Origin of the sequence: Streptomyces angustmyceticus (assembly GCF_040701845.1) — a bacterium.
Classification (GTDB): domain Bacteria; phylum Actinomycetota; class Actinomycetes; order Streptomycetales; family Streptomycetaceae; genus Streptomyces; species Streptomyces angustmyceticus_A.
Genome location: NZ_JBFBHQ010000005.1, coordinates 515,563 through 535,820 on the forward strand (window position 1 = coordinate 515,563; position 20,258 = coordinate 535,820).

The following is a 20,258-nucleotide window of genomic DNA, read 5'->3' on the forward strand; positions in this document are numbered from 1 at the left end:
GAGAGGGGCTGTCCCGATGGCACAGGAAGTGCGCGGCGTGATTGCGCCGGGGAAGAACGAACCGGTCCGGCTGGAGACCATCCTGGTGCCGGACCCGGGTCCCGGTGAGGCCGTGGTGAAGATCCAGGCGTGCGGGGTGTGCCACACCGATCTGCACTACAAGCAGGGCGGCATCAACGACGACTTCCCGTTCCTGCTCGGCCACGAGGCGGCCGGCGTGGTGGAGTCGGTCGGCGCCGGGGTCACCGACGTCGCGCCGGGGGACTTCGTCGTCCTCAACTGGCGGGCGGTGTGCGGCCAGTGCCGCGCCTGTCTGCGGGGCCGCCCCCAGTACTGCTTCGACACCCACAACGCCCGCCAGAAGATGACGCTGAAGGACGGCACGGAGCTGACCCCGGCGCTGGGCATCGGCGCCTTCGCCGACAAGACGCTGGTCGCCTCCGGGCAGTGCACCAAGGTCGACCCCCGGGTGGCGCCCGAGGTGGCCGGCCTGCTGGGCTGCGGCGTGATGGCGGGCATCGGCGCCGCCCTCAACACCGGCGGCGTCGGGCGGGGCGACTCGGTCGCCGTCATCGGCTGCGGCGGCGTCGGCGACGCGGCCGTGGTGGGCGCGCGGCTGGCCGGTGCGGCCACGATCGTCGCGGTGGACATCGACGACCGCAAGCTGGAGACGGCGCGCTCCATGGGCGCCACCCACACCGTCAACTCCCGTGACGCCGACCCCGTCGAGGCGGTCCGCGAGCTGACCGGCGGCTTCGGCGCGGACGTCGTCATCGACGCGGTCGGCCGCCCCGAGACCTACCGGCAGGCGTTCTACGCCCGCGACCTGGCCGGCACCGTCGTCCTGGTCGGCGTCCCCACCCCGGACATGACCCTGGAACTCCCCCTCCTGGACGTCTTCGGCCGCGGCGGCGCCCTCAAATCCTCCTGGTACGGCGACTGCCTGCCCTCCCGCGACTTCCCGATGCTCGTCGACCTGCACCTGCAGGGCCGGATCGACCTGGCGGCGTTCGTCACGGAGACCATCGGCATCGACGACGTGGAGCAGGCCTTCGCGCGGATGCACGCGGGCGACGTGCTGCGTTCGGTGGTGACGCTCTGATGACGGCGCGCATCGACCACCTGGTCACCTCCGGCACCTTCTCCCTCGACGGCGGCACCTGGGACGTCGACAACAACGTGTGGATCGTCGGCGACGACGAGGAGGCGATCGTCATCGACGCCGCCCATGACGCCGACGCCATCCTCGAAGCCCTCGGCGGCCGGACGCTGCGCGCGATCGTCTGCACCCACGGGCACAACGACCACATCGACGCGGCCCCGGCGCTGGCCTCCCGCACCGGCGCCCGGATCCACCTGCACCCCGCCGACCTGCCGTTGTGGAAGATGACCCACCCGGACACCGCGCCGGACGCGGAGCTGGCGGACGGCCAGGTGCTGACCATCGCCGGCACGGACCTGATCGTGCTGCACACCCCGGGCCACGCGCCCGGCGCGGTCTGCCTCCACGCCCCCGAGCTGGGCACCGTCTTCACCGGCGACACCCTCTTCCAGGGCGGACCCGGTGCCACCGGACGGTCCTTCTCGGACTTCCCGACGATCGTGGCCTCGATCCGGGACCGGCTGCTGACCCTGCCGCCCGCGACCCAGGTCCGTACCGGACACGGCGACCCGACGAGGATCGGCGCGGAGGCCCCGCATCTGGAGGAGTGGATCAAGCGGGGGCACTGAGGGCAAGCGGGGGCACCGAGGGCCTGGTGCGGCCCCTGGGGCTTGTGGCGACCGTGCTGGTCACCGCCGCTCGTTGCGGGCTGCGACCAGCACGGTCGCCTCGTGGCGGACGGCGGGTTCGTCGTACCTCGTGGCGACCGCGCGGTGCCGCCCTGGCCGGTTGCTCCCGCACTCGACCGCACACCGCTGCGTGTGGCCGGTGCTGCCGGACTCCGGCGGCCGCCCGCCGCGGGATCCGGGCTCGTGCCGGTCGCGGTTGCGTGTGACGGGACCTGGTACGGCCGGGCCCGCACCCGGCCGGCCGGGGCGGGCCCCGCACCCCCCCCGTGGGGACCAACGTCCGCGACCGGCCGGGGTGTTCGGGCGTTAGCCGCGCGTAAGCGAAGCAACAGTAGGCCGCCAGCGGCCGGCGCGACGATGAGGACATCCGATGAGGGGTCAGCGGGCATCCGGTCCGCTCCCTCCGTCCTGAACGCAACGAGGGGTAACCGTAGGATGATCCAGCAGCACAGCAGCACCCTCATCGCAGCCCGGCTCGCCTCGGTGGCGGCGGCCGTCGGGTTGATCGTCCTGCCGCAGGGAGGCGCCCCGGCTCCGGCAGCGCACCGGCTCGCCGTCGGCGCCGTGGCACCGAGCGGCGCCGTTGACGGGTCCGAGGAGTGGAACGGCACCGGCGCCTCGTGCGAAGCCTGTGACGGTGTGCCGATGAAGTGAGGCCGGGCCTGATCTGCGTGTGGTCGGCCCGCGGCGTGCTACACCACGGGCTCGCCGAGCAGGGCGGCGACGTCCGCCACGTCCGGCAGACCGAGCCGCTCGAAGATCGTGTGCGCCTCGTGCAGCCGCTCCTGCGACGGCGTGAGGTGCCCCAGTTCGGCGAGTGCCCGGCCGAGCGCGACCAGGGCGTAGCCCTGATCGCGCTGTGCGCCGGTCTCCACGGTGATCGCCAGCGCCGCCTCGGCCTCCGCGACCGCCGGCGCGGGCCGGCCCAGCGCCAGCAGGGAGTCCGCCAGACGGATGCCGGCGAGCGCCTCGCGGTCGCGTCGGCCCGCATGGGCGGCGAGGGTGCGGCACTCGCGGTAGCGGTCGACGGCTTCCTGGTGGCGACCCAGGCCGTGCAGGGCGAGGCCGAGGACGTAGAGGGTGTAGGCGGTGCCGGCAGTGTCGCCGAGCGCGCGGACCTCAGCGAGCATCCGCTCACAGGTCTCGGCGGCCTCGGCGGCCTGGCCGTGCCGGACCCGGGCGAGCGCGGCGTTGACGGTGCTGGCCACCGCGCCGGAGCGGTGGCCTAATCGCCGGGCCAGTTCGACCGACTCCTCGAAGCAGCGGATCGCCTCTTCGTTGTGGCGCAGCGTCTGGGCGATCAGGCCGAGGTCGTTGAGCACCTGGCGGAGCATCACGGTGTCGCCGGCCGCACGGCAGGCCTGCTCCGCCAGCTCCGCCTCGGCGCGGGCCTCGTCCAGCCGGGTGGCCGCGAGGTGGGTACCGCACAGCAGGAAGCGGGCCCGGCCCTCCGCGAACCGGTCGTCGCGCGTGGTGGCGGCGCCGACCAGGGCGAGGACTGCGGCTTCCAACCGTCCGCCGAGCGCCCCCGGCCCGAACGGGCTCAGCGCAATCAGTGTGTCGATCACGGCGCGCAGTTCCGCGCCCGTTCTCTCGCCCACGGCCGCGCCTGCGGCGTCTGCCTCGGAGGCCAGCCGGCAGGCCAGGCCGATCACTCCCGGACTCGCCGCCCGTACCCAGGCCTGCGCGGCGGGCAGGTCGGCGAGCACCGGCCCGTCCACCCCGTCCGTCTGATGACAGCCGAGGGCCCCGGCTACCGGGTCGCCGGGCACGGCGAGATGGAACGCGCTGCGAGCGCCGATCAGCAGGTAGGCCAGCAGCCGGCTGCGCGCCGCCCCGGCCTCCGAGCCCAGTGTCTGGGACGTACGGCGGGCGAAGCCGCGCAGCAGATCGTGGTAGCGGTACCGCCCGGCCGTGGGCGAGTCGAGCATCGCGGCGTCCACCAGTGACTCCAGCAACACCTCGGTCCTGGCGGGTACGAGGTCCAGCAGTGCCGCGGCGGCGTCCAGGCTGAGATCGGGGCTGTCGGCCCAGGCCGCCAACCGGAACGCGCGGGCCTGGTCCGGCGTCAGCTGGCGGTAGCCCAGCTCGAAGACCGCTTCGACGGCCAGGTCACCCATCCGGAGTTCGTCCATCCGGCGCTGCTCGTCAACGAGCCGCTCGCTGAGGCTGGCGATCGTCCAGCTCGGGCGGGCGGCCAGCCTGGCGGCGGTGATCCGTACCGCGAGGGGCAGGTAGCCGCAGGCCGCCACCAGGTCCAGCACGGCCTGCGGCTCGGCCGCCGGGCGGGACCGGCCGATCACCCGGCCGAGCAGGTCGACGGCCTCCTCGGGCGTGAAGACGGCCAGGTCGAGCTGGACCGCGGTGGGCAGGCCGGCCAGCCAGGTTCGGCTGGTGACCAGTGCGGCACAGTGGGCCGAGCCCGGCAGCAGCGGCCGGATCTGCGCAGCGTCACGGGCGTTGTCGAGGACCACCAGCAGGCGCCGGCCGTCGGTCAGCGAGCGGAACAGTGCCGAGCGGGCGGCGGTGCTGTCCGGTATCGCCTCCGGACAGGTGCCAAGGGCGCTCAGGAAGGCGGCGAGCACGTCGTCGGGGGCGGCGGGAAGAGCCTCGCTGCCCTGCAGGTCGGCGTACAGCTCGCCGTCGGGGAAGGCCGCGCGGGAGTGGTGGGCGGCGTGCATGGCGAGGGCGGTCTTGCCGATTCCGCCCATGCCGACCACGGCCACTACGGGCAGCGAGTCCCGTACGGGTGCGGTGAGGGCCGCCCGGATCTCATCGGCCTGGGCCGAGCGGCCGATGAAGTCGGCCGGCGCGGGCGGCAACTGGGCCGGCCGGGGCGGGCCGGACAGGGGCGTCCCGGGTGCCGCGGGCGGCCCGGCGTCGGCGGTGGGCGCCTCGACAGCCGATCCCCGGGCGGCCGCCGGAAGGAGTTCCCTGGCCTCGGTCGTCTCACCGTTCAGGATCTGCTGGTGCAGCTCGGTCAGCTCCGCTCCCGGCTCGACGCCGAGCTGCTCCACCAGCACCTCGCGCAACCGCCGGAAGGCCGCCAGCGCGTCGGCTTGCCGACCGCTGTGGCACAGCGCCCGCATCAGCAGCCCGTGCGATCGCTCGCGCAGCGGGTGTTCGGTGGTCAGCGCGATCAGCTCCGGCACGCAGTGCGCGGCCCGGCCGAGTTTCAGATCGAGCGCCAACCTCTCCTCTAACAGCGTCAGGCGCATCTCCCCGAGTCGGTTGCGTTGCCGCTCCGCATACGGGCCGGGGACCCCGGACAGTGGTTCGCCCTGCCACAAGTCCAGTGCTTCGTTGAGCAGTTCACGCGCCTGCGCCGGACGGCCCGTAGCGGCTTCGGCCTCCGCGCGGGCGGCCAGCTGCTTGGCGTGCTGCGCATCCACCGCGCCCGGAGGCAGCACCAGCCGGTAGCCGTGGGCAAGTGAGACCAGCACGGCGGGCGTGTGGCGGTCGGGCTCCAGCAGCTTGCGCAGCCGCCAGGCGTATGTGCGCAGGGTGGTGGCCGCAGCCGACGGCGGCTCCTCGCCCCAGAGCGCGTCGACCAGGTCGCCGACACCGGCCGCTCCGCCCGGGCGCAGCAGCAGCGCGGCGAGCATCGCCTGCTGCTGCGGGCTGCCGAGGCTCAGCACCGTATCGCCGCGCCGGCAACGCATCGGCCCCAGCACCGAGAACCTGAGGTCCTCAAGTCCCCCGTCCACGCCTTTACCCCTAGCTCGACCATGGGTCACGTAGTCGTTGGTTGCTGTTCGATTATCGCACAGGCCAGGGAACTTGATAGATCGAAGTCGGCCGGAACGCCCGTGGTCGGGCCGGTGCCGACGAGGCAGCCGTCGACCAGGTCCGGGCGGTACCGGAGCTGCTTTTTCCGGTGCTGCACGGACCTGGTGATTGGCTGAGATCGGCTGTGGCGGTCTTGCCGATGTCGCGCTCGACCAGGTACCGGCCCCCTCCTGCGGGTTCAGGTACGACGCATGGGTGGCGCCGTCGAAGCGTTTCACCGGCGCCGGCCCGATCCGCTCCCGCGCGGCCCTTCCGGCGTCGGCCGACCCGCGGCCCTGCGCATCCCCCACGGTCGCCGGAGCCCCACCGGAGCCCGCCCTGTGCCCTTGGCCGGTCCGACGAGCGATGGCCGGGCGCAGGGCGGCCGTTGACAGGCGCTGATCGGATGTCGACGGAGCGTTGACGCGTGACCTCTAGCGTTCTCAGCGGTCGGGCCTTCCGACTGCACAGCAAACGCGAGAACAAAGGAGAGCGACATGAACCGCAACCACGCCACTGGCCTGCGTCCCCGCCTGGACAAGGTGAAGGTCAAGGCCGCCAAGGCCTGAGGCACCGCAAGGTGAGCGGCTGCCGGGAAGCTCGTCTTCCCGGCAGCCGCCGGCCCGCCCCTCCCTCCACCGTTCCCCGACCATCCGGTTGCCGCGTCGGACTCCGCCGTGCACGACCCTGCGAGAGTGGCCCTTGACTGTCTACGAGCTCACCGCCCCCCTCTCGGGGCCGGCGGCCAGGTCCGTCCCCCTGCTGACCGTTGTCGACCCACGACTGAAGACCACCAGTCTCTGCTTCGCGCTGGCCCACGGCTCCCGCAACGACCCTCAGGACCGGGGCGGTGCCGCCCACCTCCTGGAGCACCTGGTGATGACCTGCCCCCTCGGGGACGGCGGGCCGGAGCTGTCGTTCAGCGAGTACGTGGAACGGCGCGGCGGTCAGGCCAACGCCCAGACCGGCCTTGAGACGATGCTGTACTACGCGCAGGTGCACCCGAACGACGCCGACGACGTGGCCACCGCGTTGCTGCGCGCCATCTTCGACCCGGTGCTCGACCGCGAGACCCTGGACCGGGAACGAGCCGTGGTGCTGCAGGAGCTGGCCGCGGCGGCCGCCGACCCTTCGGATGTCGTCCAGGACGCGGTCCTGGCCCAGCTCTTTCCCCGGCATCCCCTGGGCCGCCCGGTCGGCGGCGAGCCCGAGCAGCTGCGCGCGGTGACGGTCCAGGAGCTGACGGCGGTCCACCGCGAGCGGTTCGTCAAGGCCCCGGGTGTCCTGGTCGTGGTGGGCCCGCGGGTTCCCGCGGTGCTGGCCGGGGTCGCCACCCCCACGGCCGGGCAGCCGGTGGTCCCGGCGGCTTCCGTGCCGCCGGAGCCCGCGGGGGCGGGCGATCCGCTGCCGGATCCCGCGACGGCGCAGTTCGCCTGGCTCTGCTTCGGTGCGCGCTCCCCACGGGCGGGCGATCCGGAACGCGCCGCCTTCGGCGTCCTGACCCACCTCCTCGGCTCCAGTTCCTCCTCCATGCTGTACCGCTCGCTGCGCAGCGAGCACGGCCTGTCCTACTCGTTCCACACCTGGGACCGCGGCTACCGGGAGGCCGGTGCCTGGCGGCTGCTCGTCGGCGCCGAGGCGTCCGCGGGCCCCCGGATCAGCGCGCTGGTGGCGGAGTTGCTCACCACCGTCGCCGAACAGGGCCCCGCTGCCGACGACTTCGACGCGGCGGTGCGCCAGGCGGAGATGACCCTGATCCTGGAGTCCGAGTCGCCGCTGGAGTACGCCAAACTGATCGCCGAGCGGACCTGCTCCGCGGGACACGCCTGGACCGTCGAGGACGAGATCGCCGAGCTGCACCGGGTGACCGTCGACGACGTCCGACGGGCCGCGGCGCACGTCCGGCGGGAACTGCTGCTGACCGTCCGCTCGGTAGCCGCCTGATGCACGCCACCACGAGCTACCTGCAAGCCGCGCGCGAGGCGGATCTGCTGGCCAGGGCGTCCGGCCTGCCGTACGTGGTGGGCGTCTCCACCGACCCGCTGTCGGACGAGCAGCGCCTGCTGGTCGAGTACGCGGACCCGGAGCTGCTGTCGACCGACGAGGCCCGGGACACGCTGTGGCGGGCGCTGCTCGCCGACCACCATGAGGTGTCCGCCCTCGTCGTGCGCGCCGCAGGCGCCGTCCGCCTGCCGCCGCCGTGGCATCGCACCCTCAGCTACGTACGGCTGACCGACGAGGCCGGGGTGCCCGCTGCCGCGGACGGCCCCCGGGTCACCGCCGCGGAGGAGGAGCACCGGCCGCTGGTGGCCGAATGGCTGGTCCGCGCCATCCTGCACGCCGCCCGTGAACAGGGACAGCCGGCCGACCTCGCCGCCGCGGCCGCCGAGGCCGACGCGGTGATCGACACGCCGTCCCGGCAGTCCCTGCTGGTCTGGGAGGACGGCGAGCCGGTGGGCCACGCGACCGTGGTCGCCCGGTCCCGGGACGAGGTCACAGGTCTGTCGTACATGGATCTGGTGGACATCCTCGTCGAACCCGCCGCGGACGGCCCGGCCGGCCGCAGGGCTCTGGTCGCCGCCGTCGCCGACCTGGCCCGAGCGGCACGGCTGCCGCTGATCGGCCACGTCGTGCACGGCCTCGACGGTGGTGGCGACCGGGTCGTCGACGCCCTGTGCACGCGCGGCTGGACCGTGGACCACCGGTACTGGACGGCTCGCGTCGAGGAACTGGCCGCAACGCTGAAGGGAGCCCGCCGGGCATGAACGCCACACCTCTCGACCTCGATCTGCTGCATCGCGTGCTCGACGTTCCCGAGCACGAAGGGCCGTTCCGCCTGGTGCGCCGCGCCCAGCAGCTCTCCGGCACGCTCGCCCAGTTGGTCGTCTCGGTGGCCATCGGCGAAGGGGTCCGGGCCGGCAGCGGCAGCACGGACCTGCTGGAGCGGGCCCGCTCCCGCGCGGCCCGCTATGCCGAGCTGCGCACGGCACTGGCGGGTTGTCCGGGGCTGCGCGTCGTCAAGGGGCCGTCGCTCGCCGGGCACTATCCGCCGGGCGCCTGCCGTTCGGTGGGCGACCTCGACCTCATCGCCTCCGACGAGGAACAGCTGTGGCGGGCCGCTGCCGTCCTGGGCTCGCTGGGCGGAGAGCCCACGCAACTGTCGCTGTTCGCCGCCGACGGACGACGGCAGGTGACGCTCGTCGTCCTGTGGCCCTCGCCGGACCCCTTGATGGAGGAGGAGATCCGGGTGGAACTGTGCACGGCCGCGTTTCCCGGTGACTTCGCGGCGGTGCCCGTTCGTCCGCAGCTGCCCGCCGACCCGGCCCTCGCCGACCTGCTGTCGGTGGCCGAGGAGCGGTTCCAGCGAGCGTTCCACGCCAAGGACGCCCTCGATCTGCTGATGCTGCTCAACAGCGGATCGCTGGACCCGGCGGCCGTGGCCGAGGCGGCGGTCACCTACCGGCTCGCTCCCGAACTCGTGGAACTGATCGACCTGTTGAGCAAGGCGGTGGACCACCCCGGGATCGGTCCGCTGCGGCAGGCCCTGGTCGCCGAGGCAGCTGCCGAGACCGCGCGCCGCGCCGCCCACACCCCGGCGGAACGTGAACCGGAGCCCACGGTCGCGGCCCGGCTGGAGGCCGGACAGCTGGTCTGGGGCATGCCGCTGACCAGCGCGGTGCGGCCCGAGCAGGGGTGCGTCATCGAGCACCTGCCCGACCTGGTGCTGGCCCGCACCGCGGTCGGCGACTTCCTGCTGGTGTCCGGTGAACTCGTCGATCCGGAGGTGCATGCGGTCGCCCTCGCCGCCGTGTCGAGCCAGGAGGCCTCGGCGTGACGGGCACTCAGCTGTACGCGATCGAAGTCACCGAACTGTCCCGGGTGTTCAGCTCGCGCAAGCGCTCCGAGGCCCCCGTCTCCGCGCTGCGCGGCATCGACCTGACCGTCCGCACCGGCGAGGTGCACGGCCTGCTCGGTCCGAACGGCGCCGGCAAGACGACCTTGTGCAAGATCCTCTCGACCGTGCTGCTGCCCAGTTCGGGGACGGCGCGGGTGTGCGGCCACGACGTCGCCGCGTCGCCACGGGCGGTCAAGCCGCTCATCGGCATCGTCTTCGGCGGCGACCGGGGTCTGTACGGCCGGATCACGCCCCGGCAGAACCTCGGCCTGTGGGGTGCGCTCTACGGCCTGCACGGTCGTGAACTCGCGCGACGGACCGATGAGTTGCTGGAGCGGTTCGGTCTGAGCGAGCGGGCCGACGACCGGGTGGACGGCTTCTCCCGGGGAATGAAGCAGCGCCTGCACCTGGCCCGCGGCCTGGTCAGCGACCCGAAGGTGCTGATCCTCGACGAGCCCACCGCCGGGATGGACCCGCTGGCCGCCTACGAATTCCGCTCGCTGGTGCACGAGCTGCGTGCCGAGGGGCGTACGGTGCTCGTCACCACGCACGACCTGGCCGAGGCCGAGGCGGTGTGCGACCAGGTCACGCTGGTCGACCGGGGGGCGGTTCTGGCGACCGGTCGGCCCGACGTGCTGGCCCGGCAGATGTCGGCCTACGAACGCGTCGAGGCCGACGGTGTGTCCGCCGCCGTCGCCGAGGACCTCCGGCAGCTGGCCGGGGTCCGCTCACTCGACCGGACGGCCGACGGGCGGATCAGCGTCGAGATCTCCGCTGCCGACACCACGGGCAAGGTGCTGGGCAGGCTGCTCGCCGCGGGAGTCACCTCGCTGGCCACGGTCCGTCCCGGACTGGCCGAGGTCTACCGGCACATGGTGCAGGACCGCGGAATGCAGGTGGCCCGGTGAACCCGACCCTGTTCTGGCAGGTCTTCCGGCTCCAGGTGCTGATGACCGTGCGGACCCCGGACACCCTCCACGTCTTCGTCACCGCGCCGCTCTACACCTGCGTGTTCCTGGCCATCACCGAGCACGCCGAGCGTGCCGACCTCGCCGGGTTCGCCGTGCTGGCACCGGTGCTGATGTCGCTGTGGTCGATGGCGCTGATGGCGGGCGGCGAGCTGATCGGCAAGGAACGCGAGCAGGGCACGCTGGAGGCCGTCGTCGCCACGCCGGCGCGCTACTCGGCCGTGGTCACCGCCCGGATCGCCGCCGTGACCGCGTTGAGCACCCTGAGCCTCGCGGAGGCCTGGCTCGTCGCCTGGGCCGGCTTCGGCATCGTGGTGACGATCGCCCACCCGCTGCTTTTCCTGGCCGTGCTGCTGCTCAGCGCCGCGGCGATGGCGGGCACCGCGAGCTGCGTCTCGGCGCTGTTCGTGCTGGCGCCCTCGGCGCGGATCCTGCAGAACACGCTGAGTTTCCCGTTCTTCCTGCTCAGTGGGGTGCTGGTCCCCATCAGCTACCTGCCCGGCTGGCTCCAGCCGGCCAGCAAGGTGGTGTTCCTGTCCTGGAGCGCGGACCTGCTGCGCGCCGCGGTCAGTCCCGGTCCGGCCCGTGACACGGCGGGCGGCCTGCTGGCCGTGCTGCTGCTGGGACTGGCCGGCTACGCCGTCGGAACGCTGCTGATCGACCGAATTCTGCGCAGGGCCAGGGTCGCCGGCACCCTGGCCCGGATATGAGGTCACATGGACACCGCCGCTTCCCGGCTGATCGCGCCCGGCAGGGTGGTCCGGGCCGCTGCAGCCAACGCCCTCGCCGACTTCCGCGCGACCTACTCCTGGTACAGCTGGACGTTCGGCTGGCTGGGCCGGATGCTCTGCCAGGTCACCTTCTTCGCGCTGCTCGGATCCTTCCTGCACTCCGCCGACCAGGCCCGCTACCTCGTCCTCGGCAACTCGGTCATGACATGCGTCATCGAGGCCATGACCGTCGTGGTCTCGACCAGCTGGGAACGCGGCCAGGGCACCCTGGCCCTGCTGGCCGCCGCGCCCAGCGAGATGGGCTGGGTCTTCCTCGGCCGTAGCCTGCAGTGGCCGGTGAGCGGCTGCGGCACCTCGCTGGTCGCGCTCCTGCTGCTGGATCCGCTGTTCGGAGTGCACTTCACGGCGACCCAGGTTCCCGTGCTGGTGGTGCTGGTGGTGCTGACCGCATTCAGCACGTACTGCTTCGGGCTGTTCCTCGGTGCGTTCGTGCTCGCCGCGCCGGCCGTGCGCAACTTTGTCTACAACGCCGCCTACCTGATCACGATGGCGATCGGCGGGGTCCAGGTGCCCACCGGGTTCTGGCCGCTCCCCGTGCGCCTGCTGGCCGAGGCACTCCCGGCGACCCACGGCGTGGCCGCGGTGCGCGCCCTCGCCGACGGCTCCGACCCGGCCGCCTGCGCACGGCAGGCGGCGCTCGCCGCCGTGACGGGCGCCCTGTGGCTGGCCGCCGCGCTGACCGCCTTCCGCCAATCGGCGAAACGGGTACGACGGCGCGGTGGATACGAATTCGCCCCATGAGCGGCACGTCGAGTCACCACGGGACAACCGCTTGATCATGACGGCAGGGGCGAGAAGTCCCCCGACGGTCCGGAACAACCGGATGGAAGAAAGGCCCGGCATGCGGGAGATATTGTTGACAACCAATCACGAGAACCTCGGACTCCCGGTCGAGGTGCACTGCCACGGGTTCGACGAAGTCGATTTCTCGGAATTCGCCGCCCTGGATCTCGTGCTGCTCGACCGGAAATGCGCCGAAGAGAACGTCGCCTGCATTCCGACGCTCTACCTCCGGCAGAGCCGGCTCGCCGAGTTCGAGCAGTTCATGCAGCGCTACCACGCGCTTCGCGTCGCCGGGCGGATTCCGCACCTCGTGGGCATCGCCCTGGAAGGTCCGCTGCTCGCGAGCCACGGCGGCACGCCGGCCGCGACCGTCTGGGCGCCCACCCGCCACGAGTGGGAGCGCCTGGCCAGACTCGGTGACCTCGGCCTGGTGTACACGGTGATCTCCCCCGACGCCTTCACCCCCGCGTCCGGACTGCACGACAACCTGGACGACCGGCACCCCCGCCTCGACTGGATCGTGCCGCTGCTGATGGCACACGGCGTGCGACCCGCGCTCGGCCACTTCACCAAGGCGGACCCGCAGGGCGCCGCCGAGTTGGTGCGCGACATCGTCGACCTGGCCTGGCAGGGCGACTGGGCCGGAACCGGCTCCCGGGTGATCACGGACCACCTGTTCAACGACATGCCGCTGAACATCCGGCACGCCTTCCGTACCTCCGCGGCGCGGGCCAGGCGGGAGAGCACCCTGGCCGCGTACGACCTGCCGAACTGGACGCTGGCGGACATGGACCAGATCGCCGGTCCGGTGCCCGCCGCGATCATGAACGAGGCGGCCGCCGGCCGGATCGCGGCCTGCATCAACTTCGACGGCGAGCACGTCGACCTGGCGATCGCGAGCCGCGCGGTCGAGCTGATGGGCCACGCCAACTCCATGATGATGACCGACCGTTGCGACTCGGCGCGGATCGGCGGCCAGGAGCTGCACCACACCGAGGACAACGGCCTCTGGTACCAGGACGGCGGCATCGTCGCCGCCGGCTCGCAACCCCTGGCCCGGCAGATGCGCAATGCGCAGGAAATGGGCGTGGCCGACGCGCCGCTGTGGCAGCTGGCCGCCGGAACCGCCCACCGGGCGTTCGGCACCGGCGCGCCCGCGGAGCTGGCCATCGCCGGCGAGGCGCGCTGACCCACGGGCGGTTCCCTTCGCCGATGGCCTGGGAACCGCTGACCGGGGCGCACACGCAGCGCCCCGTCCGGACGCGAACGCAGAGGGAGTAACCCATGTTGGACGAACTGGACCGGCTGACCGTCGACTGGTCGGACCTGCCCAAGGCGCGGGCCCAGACGAACGAGATCCTCACGGCTCTTGCCGAGGACAAGCAGACCATGACGCATCTGCTGGAGCGCGCTCGTGAGGAGGAGGACCTCTTCGACAAGTGCGAACACCACCGGCTGCTGGACAAGCTGGTGGTCTACGACGCACTGGACCGTGGTTTCCGTATCCGGGTGCATGTCTCGACCGAGGATCACCGGGACCGTCCGCACGACCACCGTTTCACCTTCACCTCCCTCATCCTGCGCGGTCACTACCGCCATGTCCGCCACCAGTTGGTGGGCCGTCCGGAGGGGATTCCGGAGGATGCGCAGGACGACTTCGACGCTCAGGATTCCGATCTGCGGGTGATTCCGCGGTTCGTGACGAACGAGGTGGCCGGCAACTGCTACACGCTGCACCACTCCGAGATCCACACCACCTACACCACTCCCAACACCGTTTCTCTCTTTCTGCGCGGTCCGGCGGAGAAGGAGCGTTCGTTGATCACGGAGCGGGAGTCCGGCCGGGTGTGGTGGCGGTTCGGGGAGGACAAGGAGAAGGCGGCCCGTAAGGGCAGCAAGCGCATCAGCAAGGCGTATTTCGACGAACTCACCGCGCGGTTGCGGGGAATGGAGGTCCTGTGATGACCAGCGCGACGACCGATCGCACCCAGGCCGCGGTCTCCTTGATGGAGTCCCTGCCGACGGTGCGCTGGGACGACATCGAGTCCGCCGCGGAGGTCACCGAGCAGATCGCGCGCCGCCTCGGGGACGATCCTGAGCTGCTGGGCACTTTGGTCGAGCGGGTCCGGCGCACGCCGGAGCTGCGGGAGAAGTGTGAGTGCCATGCCTTGGACGACAAGATCGTCTTGTGGGACGACCAGGAGAAGGGGTTGCGCATCAGGCTGCGGCTGGCCAACACCGACCAGTACGAGCGGGTGCACAACCACCGTTACAGCTTCACTGCCTACATTCTGCGCGGTGCCTACCGGCACACCCTCTACGCCACCGATCAGCCGCTGGACGAGACGGCCGACGTCCAGCGCTTCTGGCCGCACTTCGTGCGGGAGGAGGCCGAGGGCCGTTGCATCACGCTCGACCATGAGCAGCTGCACACCACCATCACCGAGCCGGAGACGATCTCGCTGATGATTCAGAGTCCTGCGCGCAAGGACCGGGCTTTCATGATCCGCCGTTCGGACGGCCAGGTGTGGTACCGGCTGGGCGCGGCCGAGGAGAGCGCCGAGCGGCGCCGTGAGGTGCGGATGTCCGATGAGCGGTTCGAGCACTGGGTCGGGCGTCTGAGGGCGATGGGTGTCCTGTGACGGTCCAGGAAGGCGTTCTGCGCTACGGCGATGCGCCGTGGCAGCGGATCGATCTGTACACCCCCGTGCGGGGCCCGGTCCGCACGGCGGCCGTGATCTTTCACGGCGGGTTCTGGCGGCACGACCGCATCGCCCGTGATCTGGAGCCGCTGGCCGCCTCGTTGGTGCAGCGCGGGTGTGCCACCGCGGCGGTGGAGTACCGCCCGGCCTGGGACGGCGGGCAGTGGCCGGCGGCCGCCGAGGACGCCGCCGAGGCGTTGGAGCGACTGGATGCCGCCGGTGCGCCGTGGCGGGACGCCACGCTGGTGGGGCACTCCGCGGGGGCGCATCTGGCGCTCTCGGCCGTCGCCGGGCGGGGCGGTGGGCGGCGCGCGGTGCTGCTGGCGCCCGTTGTGGACCTGGCGCACACGGTGGCGACCGGAACCGGCGGGCCGGCCGTCGGGCACTTCCTCGCCGGACACCTGGCGGCCGGTGGTACCGCCGAGGAGGCGACGCCCCGGCCCTCGCGCGCCGACCTGGCGTCGCTGACCGTCGTCGAGGCGGCCTGTGACCAGGCGGTGCCCACCGAGCTGACGGAATATCAAATCGAGGGGTGGCGCCGCGGCGGGCTGGCCGTGGACCACCACACCGTTGCCGGCGCCCGCCATATGCACCTGGTCGATCCGCAACGGGAGGGCTGCGCGGCGGTGCTGGCGCTGCTGGCCGGTGACCCGGCGGCCGCCGGGAGCGCGGCATGACCGAGGCGGCGCGCCGGGCGCGGGTGCTGGGCCCGTCCGGGCCCGGGCGCCCGCTGCGGATCGGCGTGCTGGCCTCGGCGACCGGTGGGAACCTGCGCACGCTGCTGTCGCTGCAGCACACCGCGCCGGACCGTTTCCAGGTCTGTCTGGTCGCCTCCCACGGAGTGCGGGTCGCCGCGCTGGACGTGGCGCGCGAGGCCGGCGTGGAGGCGTGGACCGGCGACTTCGACGCCCGCTGCGGCTCGGCGTCGCAGGCGGCGGCCGACGGCCCGGACGCCGTACGCCGCTACCGCGAGCGGGCCCGCTCCTGGCACGACGGGCTCCACTGCCGTATGGCGTCCTGGGAAGCGGACCACGGCCCGCTGGACCTGGTGGTCCTGGCCTACCACCGCTGGATCGAGGGGGCGCTGCTGGACCGCTACGCCCACCGGATGATCAACCAGCATCCGGGCGACCTGAGCGTGCTGGCGGCCGACGGCAGCCGCGCGCTGACCGGCAAGGACCCGGTGCGGCTCGCCATGAGCCAGGGACACCGCGCGACCCGGACGTCCTGCTTCCTGGTCGACGGGAGCCACGACGGCGGCGCCGTGCTGTGCATGGGGCCCCCGGTGCCGGTCGGCGACCGCCGTCCCACCGCCGAGGACGCCTGGCGGCAGGAACTGCTGCAAAAGGAACGGAGCGACCGCCCCTGCCTGGAGTGGACGGTGCGCGCCTTCGCCGCCGGACGCCTGGCCGTGGACGGCGCCCGCCACGTCGACGGCAGCCGGGTGGTGCTGGTCGACGGGGAGGCCACCCCGCTCGGAGGAAAGAGACTCGATGACACTGACGACTGACGCGGGATGCCGCTCGGCAATCGCGGCCGACGCGCTCGACGCACTGACGGCCGACCCCGGCAAGCGCGAGCTGTACCGCTACGACACCTACGCCCGTGAGGGACTGGACTCCTTCGCCGCGATGGGGGCGCAGGCACGCTCCCAGAGCGTGACGTTCGTCGTGCTCAAGCCCGACGCGGTCGCCGGGCGCCGCTGCCGCCGGCTCCTGGACGTGCTCTACGAGGAGGGCTGGTTCCCACTGGCGGCCACCACGGTGCGCTTTGAGCCGCTGCTGACCCGCGAGCTGTGGCGCTACCAGTTCAACGCCGCCTCGCAGCAGCGCATCGCGGTCGTCGACCACCTGCTCGGCTCGGGCCCCGCCCTCCTGGTGCTGCTGGGCGACGCCCGGCGCCCCGCGTGGATGCCCGCCAGCGTCCGGCTGACGGCCGCCAAAGGCAGCGCGGACCCCGAAGCCGCGCGCGGCCGGGATCTGCGGACCCGGATCGGGCGGGTGAACGGCCTGTTCAACTTCATGCACACCGCGGACGACCCGGCCGACGTCGTCCGCGAGCTGCAGCTGTTCTCCTACCAGACCGGCTGGCAGTGGTGCCGCCGGGCCCTCACCTCGGACGACCCCGGGCAACCGCCCGCGCCCGGCAGCGGCCCCGCGCACGACCTGCTGCCCCAGCTGGAGGCCGCCGTCCCCGAGCACGACCTGGACCCGGCCCGGTCCCTGCGCCGCCTGGAGCGCGGCACCGACACCTGGGCCGAACTGGCCACGACCGCCGCCACACCCGAACACATCAGCACCTGGCTGGCGGAGTTGGCCCGCACCCCGCTCCCGTACGGCAGTGCCCGCTGGGACGTGCTCTCGGTGGTCACCGGCTGGATCGACTGCAACGAACCGGGCGTGGCGCCCCTGCTGCCCACGTCGTCGGCCGCCGCCTGGCAACCCGCCGCACCCGGCGCGACCCCCACCGCGAAGGAGGCCGAACGGTGCCTGTCCTGAACGCGTACGGAGTCGCGCCGCTGCCGGCCACGTCCTTGCCCACGGCCCGGCGCCGGGACGCCGAGGAAGGGCTGCTGTTCGAAGGGGAGTCCGATACATGTCTGATCTGATGGGCGCGACGCAGGCCGGCCCGCTGGTTCCGCCGTTCGCCGGCGCGGGCAACCTGATCTACCGAGCCGCGGCGGTACCCCGCTTCGTGCGCGGTGCGGGCTGCTTCCTGGAGGGCGAGGACGGCCGCCGCTACCTCGACGCGGAGGCGGCGAACGGCACGGTGGCCTGGGGGTACGACAGCTCGATCCTGCAGGAGGCGGCGCGCCGCTGCTTCGAGCTGCCCGCGCTGCCGTCGTTCTGCGAGTCGTCGCTGCGCCTGCGTGTCCTCGAGCGGCTCGAGCGGCTCTTCTCCGACGCCATCCAGGCGCCCGGCCGGGTCGAACTGGATCTCGGCGGTGCGCAGGGCATGGAGACCGCGCTGCGCATCGCCTTCAGCAACAACGGGCCCGGCACGGTGGTCGTCTTCGAGGGCGCCTTCCACGGCCGCTCCGGGGTGACCAGCATGCTCAGCTCCAGCCCGCGCTACCGCGAACTGCTGGCCGCCTGGGGCCTGGAGGTCGTCCGGCTGCCCAGCCCCGACTGCCGGACCTGCCCGCACTCCGCCGCCTCGGCCGGGTGCGGCACCGGATGCGTCAAGGCGGTGTCACGCTGGGGGTCCGAGCTGTCCGGCGTCGGCGGGAACGGCTTCGGCCGCAAGGTCTCGGCGTTCGTCTTCGAGGCCGTGCAGAACGTGGGCGGCATGGTGGTTCCCGATCCGGCCTTGCTCAGGGCCGCGGTGGAGCACGCGCGGAGCCAAGGCGCGGTGGTCATCGCGGACGAGATCTTCACCGGAATGCACCGGGTCGGCCCGCGCTGGGGCTTCCAGCTGATGGGCGTCGAGCCCGACGTGGTGGTGACCAGCAAGGGCCTGAGCAACGGCGGCGCGGCACTGAGCGCGGTCTGGGCGCGGGAGCCGCTGGCCGACCCCGGCAACTACGCGCCCGGCAGCCACTCGTCGACGTACATCGGTATCCCGCACGCGCTCGCCGTCGTGGACACCGTGCTCGACCGTTGGGAGGCATGGAAGGACGTCGAGTCCGATGTCGCCGTGCTCGAACGGGAGATGCGTGAACGGCTGGCGGAACTGGCGGAGCGCCGGCCCTCGGTGATCGATCGGGTCGATGCCACCGGCGGCACCGCGCGCATCGTTCTGTCCGGGCCGCACGCGCCCCGGTTGCGGCAGTTGTGCACCACCGTCCACCCGGAGCTGGGCGTGCTGGTGGCTTCGACCGGCATGGCGCCCGATGTGATCAACATTCACCCGCCGCTGGTCATCACCGGCGCCGAGCTGGACGGCCTCGCCGAGGTCCTGGACCTCGCCCTGGGGGCGTTGACGGCCGAGCTCTCGGCCACCGCGGCCGCCGGTGCGAGGGGATCCTCGTGAGTGACGACACCGACCCGGTGGTCTGCGTCTGCCGCGCGGTGTCCGAGGCCGAGATCCTGGCCGCGGTGAAGAGCGGGTGCCGGGGCCTGGCGGCCGTGCGCGAGGAGACCGGGGCCAACACCGGCTGCGGAGACTGCGCCGCGGACATCGAGGAACTTCTGGACCTCGTTGGCCGGCCGGGGCAGGCGGTGCCGAGATGAGGCCGGCTTCCCACCGGCCTGCCCGCCCTGCCCGGCCTGCCGACGGCCCGGACGCCCCCTTTGCCGGCCGAGCCGGCAAACCCCCCGCCCCACGAGGAGGTTTCCTTCCATGCTCCCGACCGACGAGGCTGCGCCGGTGATCCGCCGCGAGTCGCCCGAGGGCCGTCAGGTCCTGGTGATCCCGGCCGAGGACGCGCTTTTGGTGAGTGTCGTCCTGCCGACCGGAACGCGGGACCGCGGTCCCGACGAGGCTCGGGCACTGGAGCTGCTCGGCCGCGTCCTGCCGGCCGCGCCGGTCGACGGCGAGGGCACGGGGTTGAACGCGTGGCTGGCCCGCCGGGGCGCCGCGGCCGAGGTCGTGATCGCGCGGGAGTCCGTAACCCTCCGGTGCCGCATGCCTGCGGACGGGGTCGCCGAGTGCCTTCCGGTCTTCCTCGCCGCGATCGTCCGCCCCACCCTCACCGACGCCCTCTGCCGCGCGGCGCGCGACGAGTCGGCTGCTGCGTACGCCGCCACGGACACCGCCGGGCGGCGCGCCCGGGACAGGCTGCGCGAGCTGCTGTTCGGGGCGCACCCGCTCGGCCGGCCGAGCGGAGGCGCGGCCGATGTTCCCGGGTGGCAGGCCGCCGCCCTGCGTGCGCGGTACCAGGACCTGCTGGCCGGCGGCGCGCCCGTCCTCGTCCTGGCGGGGCCCGAGACGGCCGTCCCGGCGGCCCTGGACGGCCTGGCCGCCGGCCTGCCGCCCCTCTCGGCCGACGGCTGCCTGGCGTCCCGACGCGAAGCGCCAGGAGGGGAGGTCCCCTCGTCCGGCGGGGTCAACCTGCGGGCGGAGGACGGCGGACCCCGGGCCCGGGTGGCGGCAGGCGGCCAGGGACCCGCGCGTACCGACGCGTCCGCACCCGCCTTCGCCGTGCTGGCCGAACTGTGCGGTGCGAGTGAGGGGTCGCTCTTGCGGCGCACCTTGAGCACGGACCTCGCGGTGGACTGCTCGCTGGACGCCCAGTACGTGGGCTACAGCGACTCCGGGCTGGTGCGGCTGGAGCTGGAGCTGGCGACCGACGATGTCGCGCTGACCGAGTCGGTCCTCCGCGAGGTGCTGGAACTCCTCGCGGGTGGCGGACTTCAGGAGACGGCCCTGCTGACCGCGCGGGAAGCCGCCCACGCCAGGGCGCGGGCCGAGGCGGCCGACCCGGCGCTCGGTTCCTACCGGGCCGCGATGCGGCTGATCGACGGCGAGGGCGGCGACGCTCGCAGCGAGTGGGCGCAGCGGCTCTCGCAGGTGACTGCGGCGGACGTTGCCCGGGCGGCCCGGGCAGTGCTCCGCACCTATGCGGTCGCGGTCGTCTGAGCGCTGTCCCGGCTGGTCGACGACGGAGTAATTCGATGAA

20 protein-coding genes and 1 pseudogene are annotated in these 20,258 nt (G+C 72.9%); 19 read left to right on the forward strand and 2 right to left on the reverse strand.

What is annotated here, in order from left to right:
• The first annotated feature begins 16 nt into the window (after window positions 1-16).
• The 3 genes from AB0411_RS15410 to AB0411_RS15420 all read left to right on the forward strand — a co-directional run bounded on the left by AB0411_RS15410 (window position 17) and on the right by AB0411_RS15420 (window position 2,445).
• Window positions 17-1,102 (forward strand): S-(hydroxymethyl)mycothiol dehydrogenase, encoded by a 1,086-nt coding sequence (locus AB0411_RS15410; protein WP_366417763.1) that lies wholly within the window; start codon window positions 17-19, stop codon window positions 1,100-1,102.
• Window positions 1,102-1,731, forward strand: coding sequence for an MBL fold metallo-hydrolase (locus AB0411_RS15415; protein ID WP_366417764.1), 630 nt, complete (start codon window positions 1,102-1,104; stop codon window positions 1,729-1,731). Before AB0411_RS15410 ends, AB0411_RS15415 begins: the two co-directional genes overlap by 1 nt.
• 495 nt (window positions 1,732-2,226) lie before the next feature.
• Window positions 2,227-2,445, forward strand: a complete 219-nt coding sequence (locus AB0411_RS15420; RefSeq protein ID WP_366417765.1) for a hypothetical protein — start codon at window positions 2,227-2,229, stop codon at window positions 2,443-2,445.
• Window positions 2,446-2,483: 38 nt separating this feature from the next.
• Here the strand turns inward: AB0411_RS15420 and AB0411_RS15425 are convergent, their stop codons facing one another.
• Entirely contained in the window at window positions 2,484-5,498 is a 3,015-nt protein-coding gene (locus tag AB0411_RS15425) for an AfsR/SARP family transcriptional regulator (RefSeq protein ID WP_366417766.1), read from the reverse strand.
• Window positions 5,499-5,608: 110 nt separating this feature from the next.
• A pseudogene (locus tag AB0411_RS38110) lies at window positions 5,609-5,762 on the reverse strand (IS630 family transposase); the annotation flags it as partial.
• A gap of 499 nt (window positions 5,763-6,261) precedes the next feature.
• Here AB0411_RS38110 and AB0411_RS15430 point away from each other — a divergent pair.
• The 16 genes from AB0411_RS15430 (at window position 6,262) to AB0411_RS15505 (ending at window position 20,218) form a co-directional block, all read left to right on the forward strand.
• Window positions 6,262-7,503, forward strand: a complete 1,242-nt coding sequence (locus AB0411_RS15430; protein WP_366417767.1) for a M16 family metallopeptidase — start codon at window positions 6,262-6,264, stop codon at window positions 7,501-7,503.
• Window positions 7,503-8,324, forward strand: coding sequence for a hypothetical protein (locus AB0411_RS15435; RefSeq protein WP_366417768.1), 822 nt, complete (start codon window positions 7,503-7,505; stop codon window positions 8,322-8,324). The genes AB0411_RS15430 and AB0411_RS15435 overlap by 1 nt, the downstream gene beginning before the upstream one ends.
• The gene (locus tag AB0411_RS15440; protein WP_366417769.1) at window positions 8,321-9,394 is read left to right on the forward strand and encodes a hypothetical protein; all 1,074 of its coding nucleotides are present in this window, start codon (window positions 8,321-8,323) and stop codon (window positions 9,392-9,394) included. Before AB0411_RS15435 ends, AB0411_RS15440 begins: the two co-directional genes overlap by 4 nt.
• Window positions 9,391-10,362, forward strand: coding sequence for an ABC transporter ATP-binding protein (locus AB0411_RS15445; protein ID WP_366417770.1), 972 nt, complete (start codon window positions 9,391-9,393; stop codon window positions 10,360-10,362). Before AB0411_RS15440 ends, AB0411_RS15445 begins: the two co-directional genes overlap by 4 nt.
• Window positions 10,359-11,132: an ABC transporter permease gene (locus AB0411_RS15450; RefSeq protein ID WP_366417771.1), complete on the forward strand. Its 774-nt coding sequence runs from the start codon at window positions 10,359-10,361 to the stop codon at window positions 11,130-11,132. The genes AB0411_RS15445 and AB0411_RS15450 overlap by 4 nt, the downstream gene beginning before the upstream one ends.
• Window positions 11,133-11,138: 6 nt before the next feature.
• A complete protein-coding gene (locus AB0411_RS15455; protein ID WP_366417772.1) occupies window positions 11,139-11,954 on the forward strand; it encodes an ABC transporter permease in 816 nt (271 codons plus the stop codon).
• Window positions 11,955-12,069: 115 nt separating this feature from the next.
• A complete protein-coding gene (locus AB0411_RS15460) occupies window positions 12,070-13,185 on the forward strand; it encodes a hypothetical protein (RefSeq protein WP_366417773.1) in 1,116 nt (371 codons plus the stop codon).
• A 95-nt stretch (window positions 13,186-13,280) separates the two neighbouring features.
• Window positions 13,281-13,958 carry a hypothetical protein gene (locus AB0411_RS15465; RefSeq protein WP_366417774.1) on the forward strand — a complete coding sequence of 226 codons (678 nt, stop codon included), beginning with the start codon at window positions 13,281-13,283 and terminating at the stop codon, window positions 13,956-13,958.
• Window positions 13,958-14,638, forward strand: a complete 681-nt coding sequence (locus tag AB0411_RS15470; protein WP_366417775.1) for a hypothetical protein — start codon at window positions 13,958-13,960, stop codon at window positions 14,636-14,638. Before AB0411_RS15465 ends, AB0411_RS15470 begins: the two co-directional genes overlap by 1 nt.
• Window positions 14,635-15,375, forward strand: a complete 741-nt coding sequence (locus AB0411_RS15475) for an alpha/beta hydrolase family protein (protein WP_366417776.1) — start codon at window positions 14,635-14,637, stop codon at window positions 15,373-15,375. The genes AB0411_RS15470 and AB0411_RS15475 overlap by 4 nt, the downstream gene beginning before the upstream one ends.
• Window positions 15,372-16,208: a hypothetical protein gene (locus AB0411_RS15480; protein WP_366417777.1), complete on the forward strand. Its 837-nt coding sequence runs from the start codon at window positions 15,372-15,374 to the stop codon at window positions 16,206-16,208. The genes AB0411_RS15475 and AB0411_RS15480 overlap by 4 nt, the downstream gene beginning before the upstream one ends.
• Entirely contained in the window at window positions 16,192-17,196 is a 1,005-nt protein-coding gene (locus AB0411_RS15485) for a hypothetical protein (protein ID WP_366417778.1), read from the forward strand. Before AB0411_RS15480 ends, AB0411_RS15485 begins: the two co-directional genes overlap by 17 nt.
• On the forward strand, window positions 17,184-17,306 hold the full coding sequence (locus AB0411_RS15490) for a hypothetical protein (protein WP_366417779.1): 123 nt from the start codon (window positions 17,184-17,186) through the stop codon (window positions 17,304-17,306). Before AB0411_RS15485 ends, AB0411_RS15490 begins: the two co-directional genes overlap by 13 nt.
• A complete protein-coding gene (locus tag AB0411_RS15495; RefSeq protein WP_366417780.1) occupies window positions 17,294-18,670 on the forward strand; it encodes an aminotransferase class III-fold pyridoxal phosphate-dependent enzyme in 1,377 nt (458 codons plus the stop codon). Before AB0411_RS15490 ends, AB0411_RS15495 begins: the two co-directional genes overlap by 13 nt.
• On the forward strand, window positions 18,667-18,870 hold the full coding sequence (locus AB0411_RS15500; protein WP_366417781.1) for a (2Fe-2S)-binding protein: 204 nt from the start codon (window positions 18,667-18,669) through the stop codon (window positions 18,868-18,870). The genes AB0411_RS15495 and AB0411_RS15500 overlap by 4 nt, the downstream gene beginning before the upstream one ends.
• Window positions 18,871-18,979: 109 nt before the next feature.
• Window positions 18,980-20,218 carry a M16 family metallopeptidase gene (locus AB0411_RS15505; protein WP_366417782.1) on the forward strand — a complete coding sequence of 413 codons (1,239 nt, stop codon included), beginning with the start codon at window positions 18,980-18,982 and terminating at the stop codon, window positions 20,216-20,218.
• The last annotated feature ends 40 nt before the right edge of the window (window positions 20,219-20,258 follow it).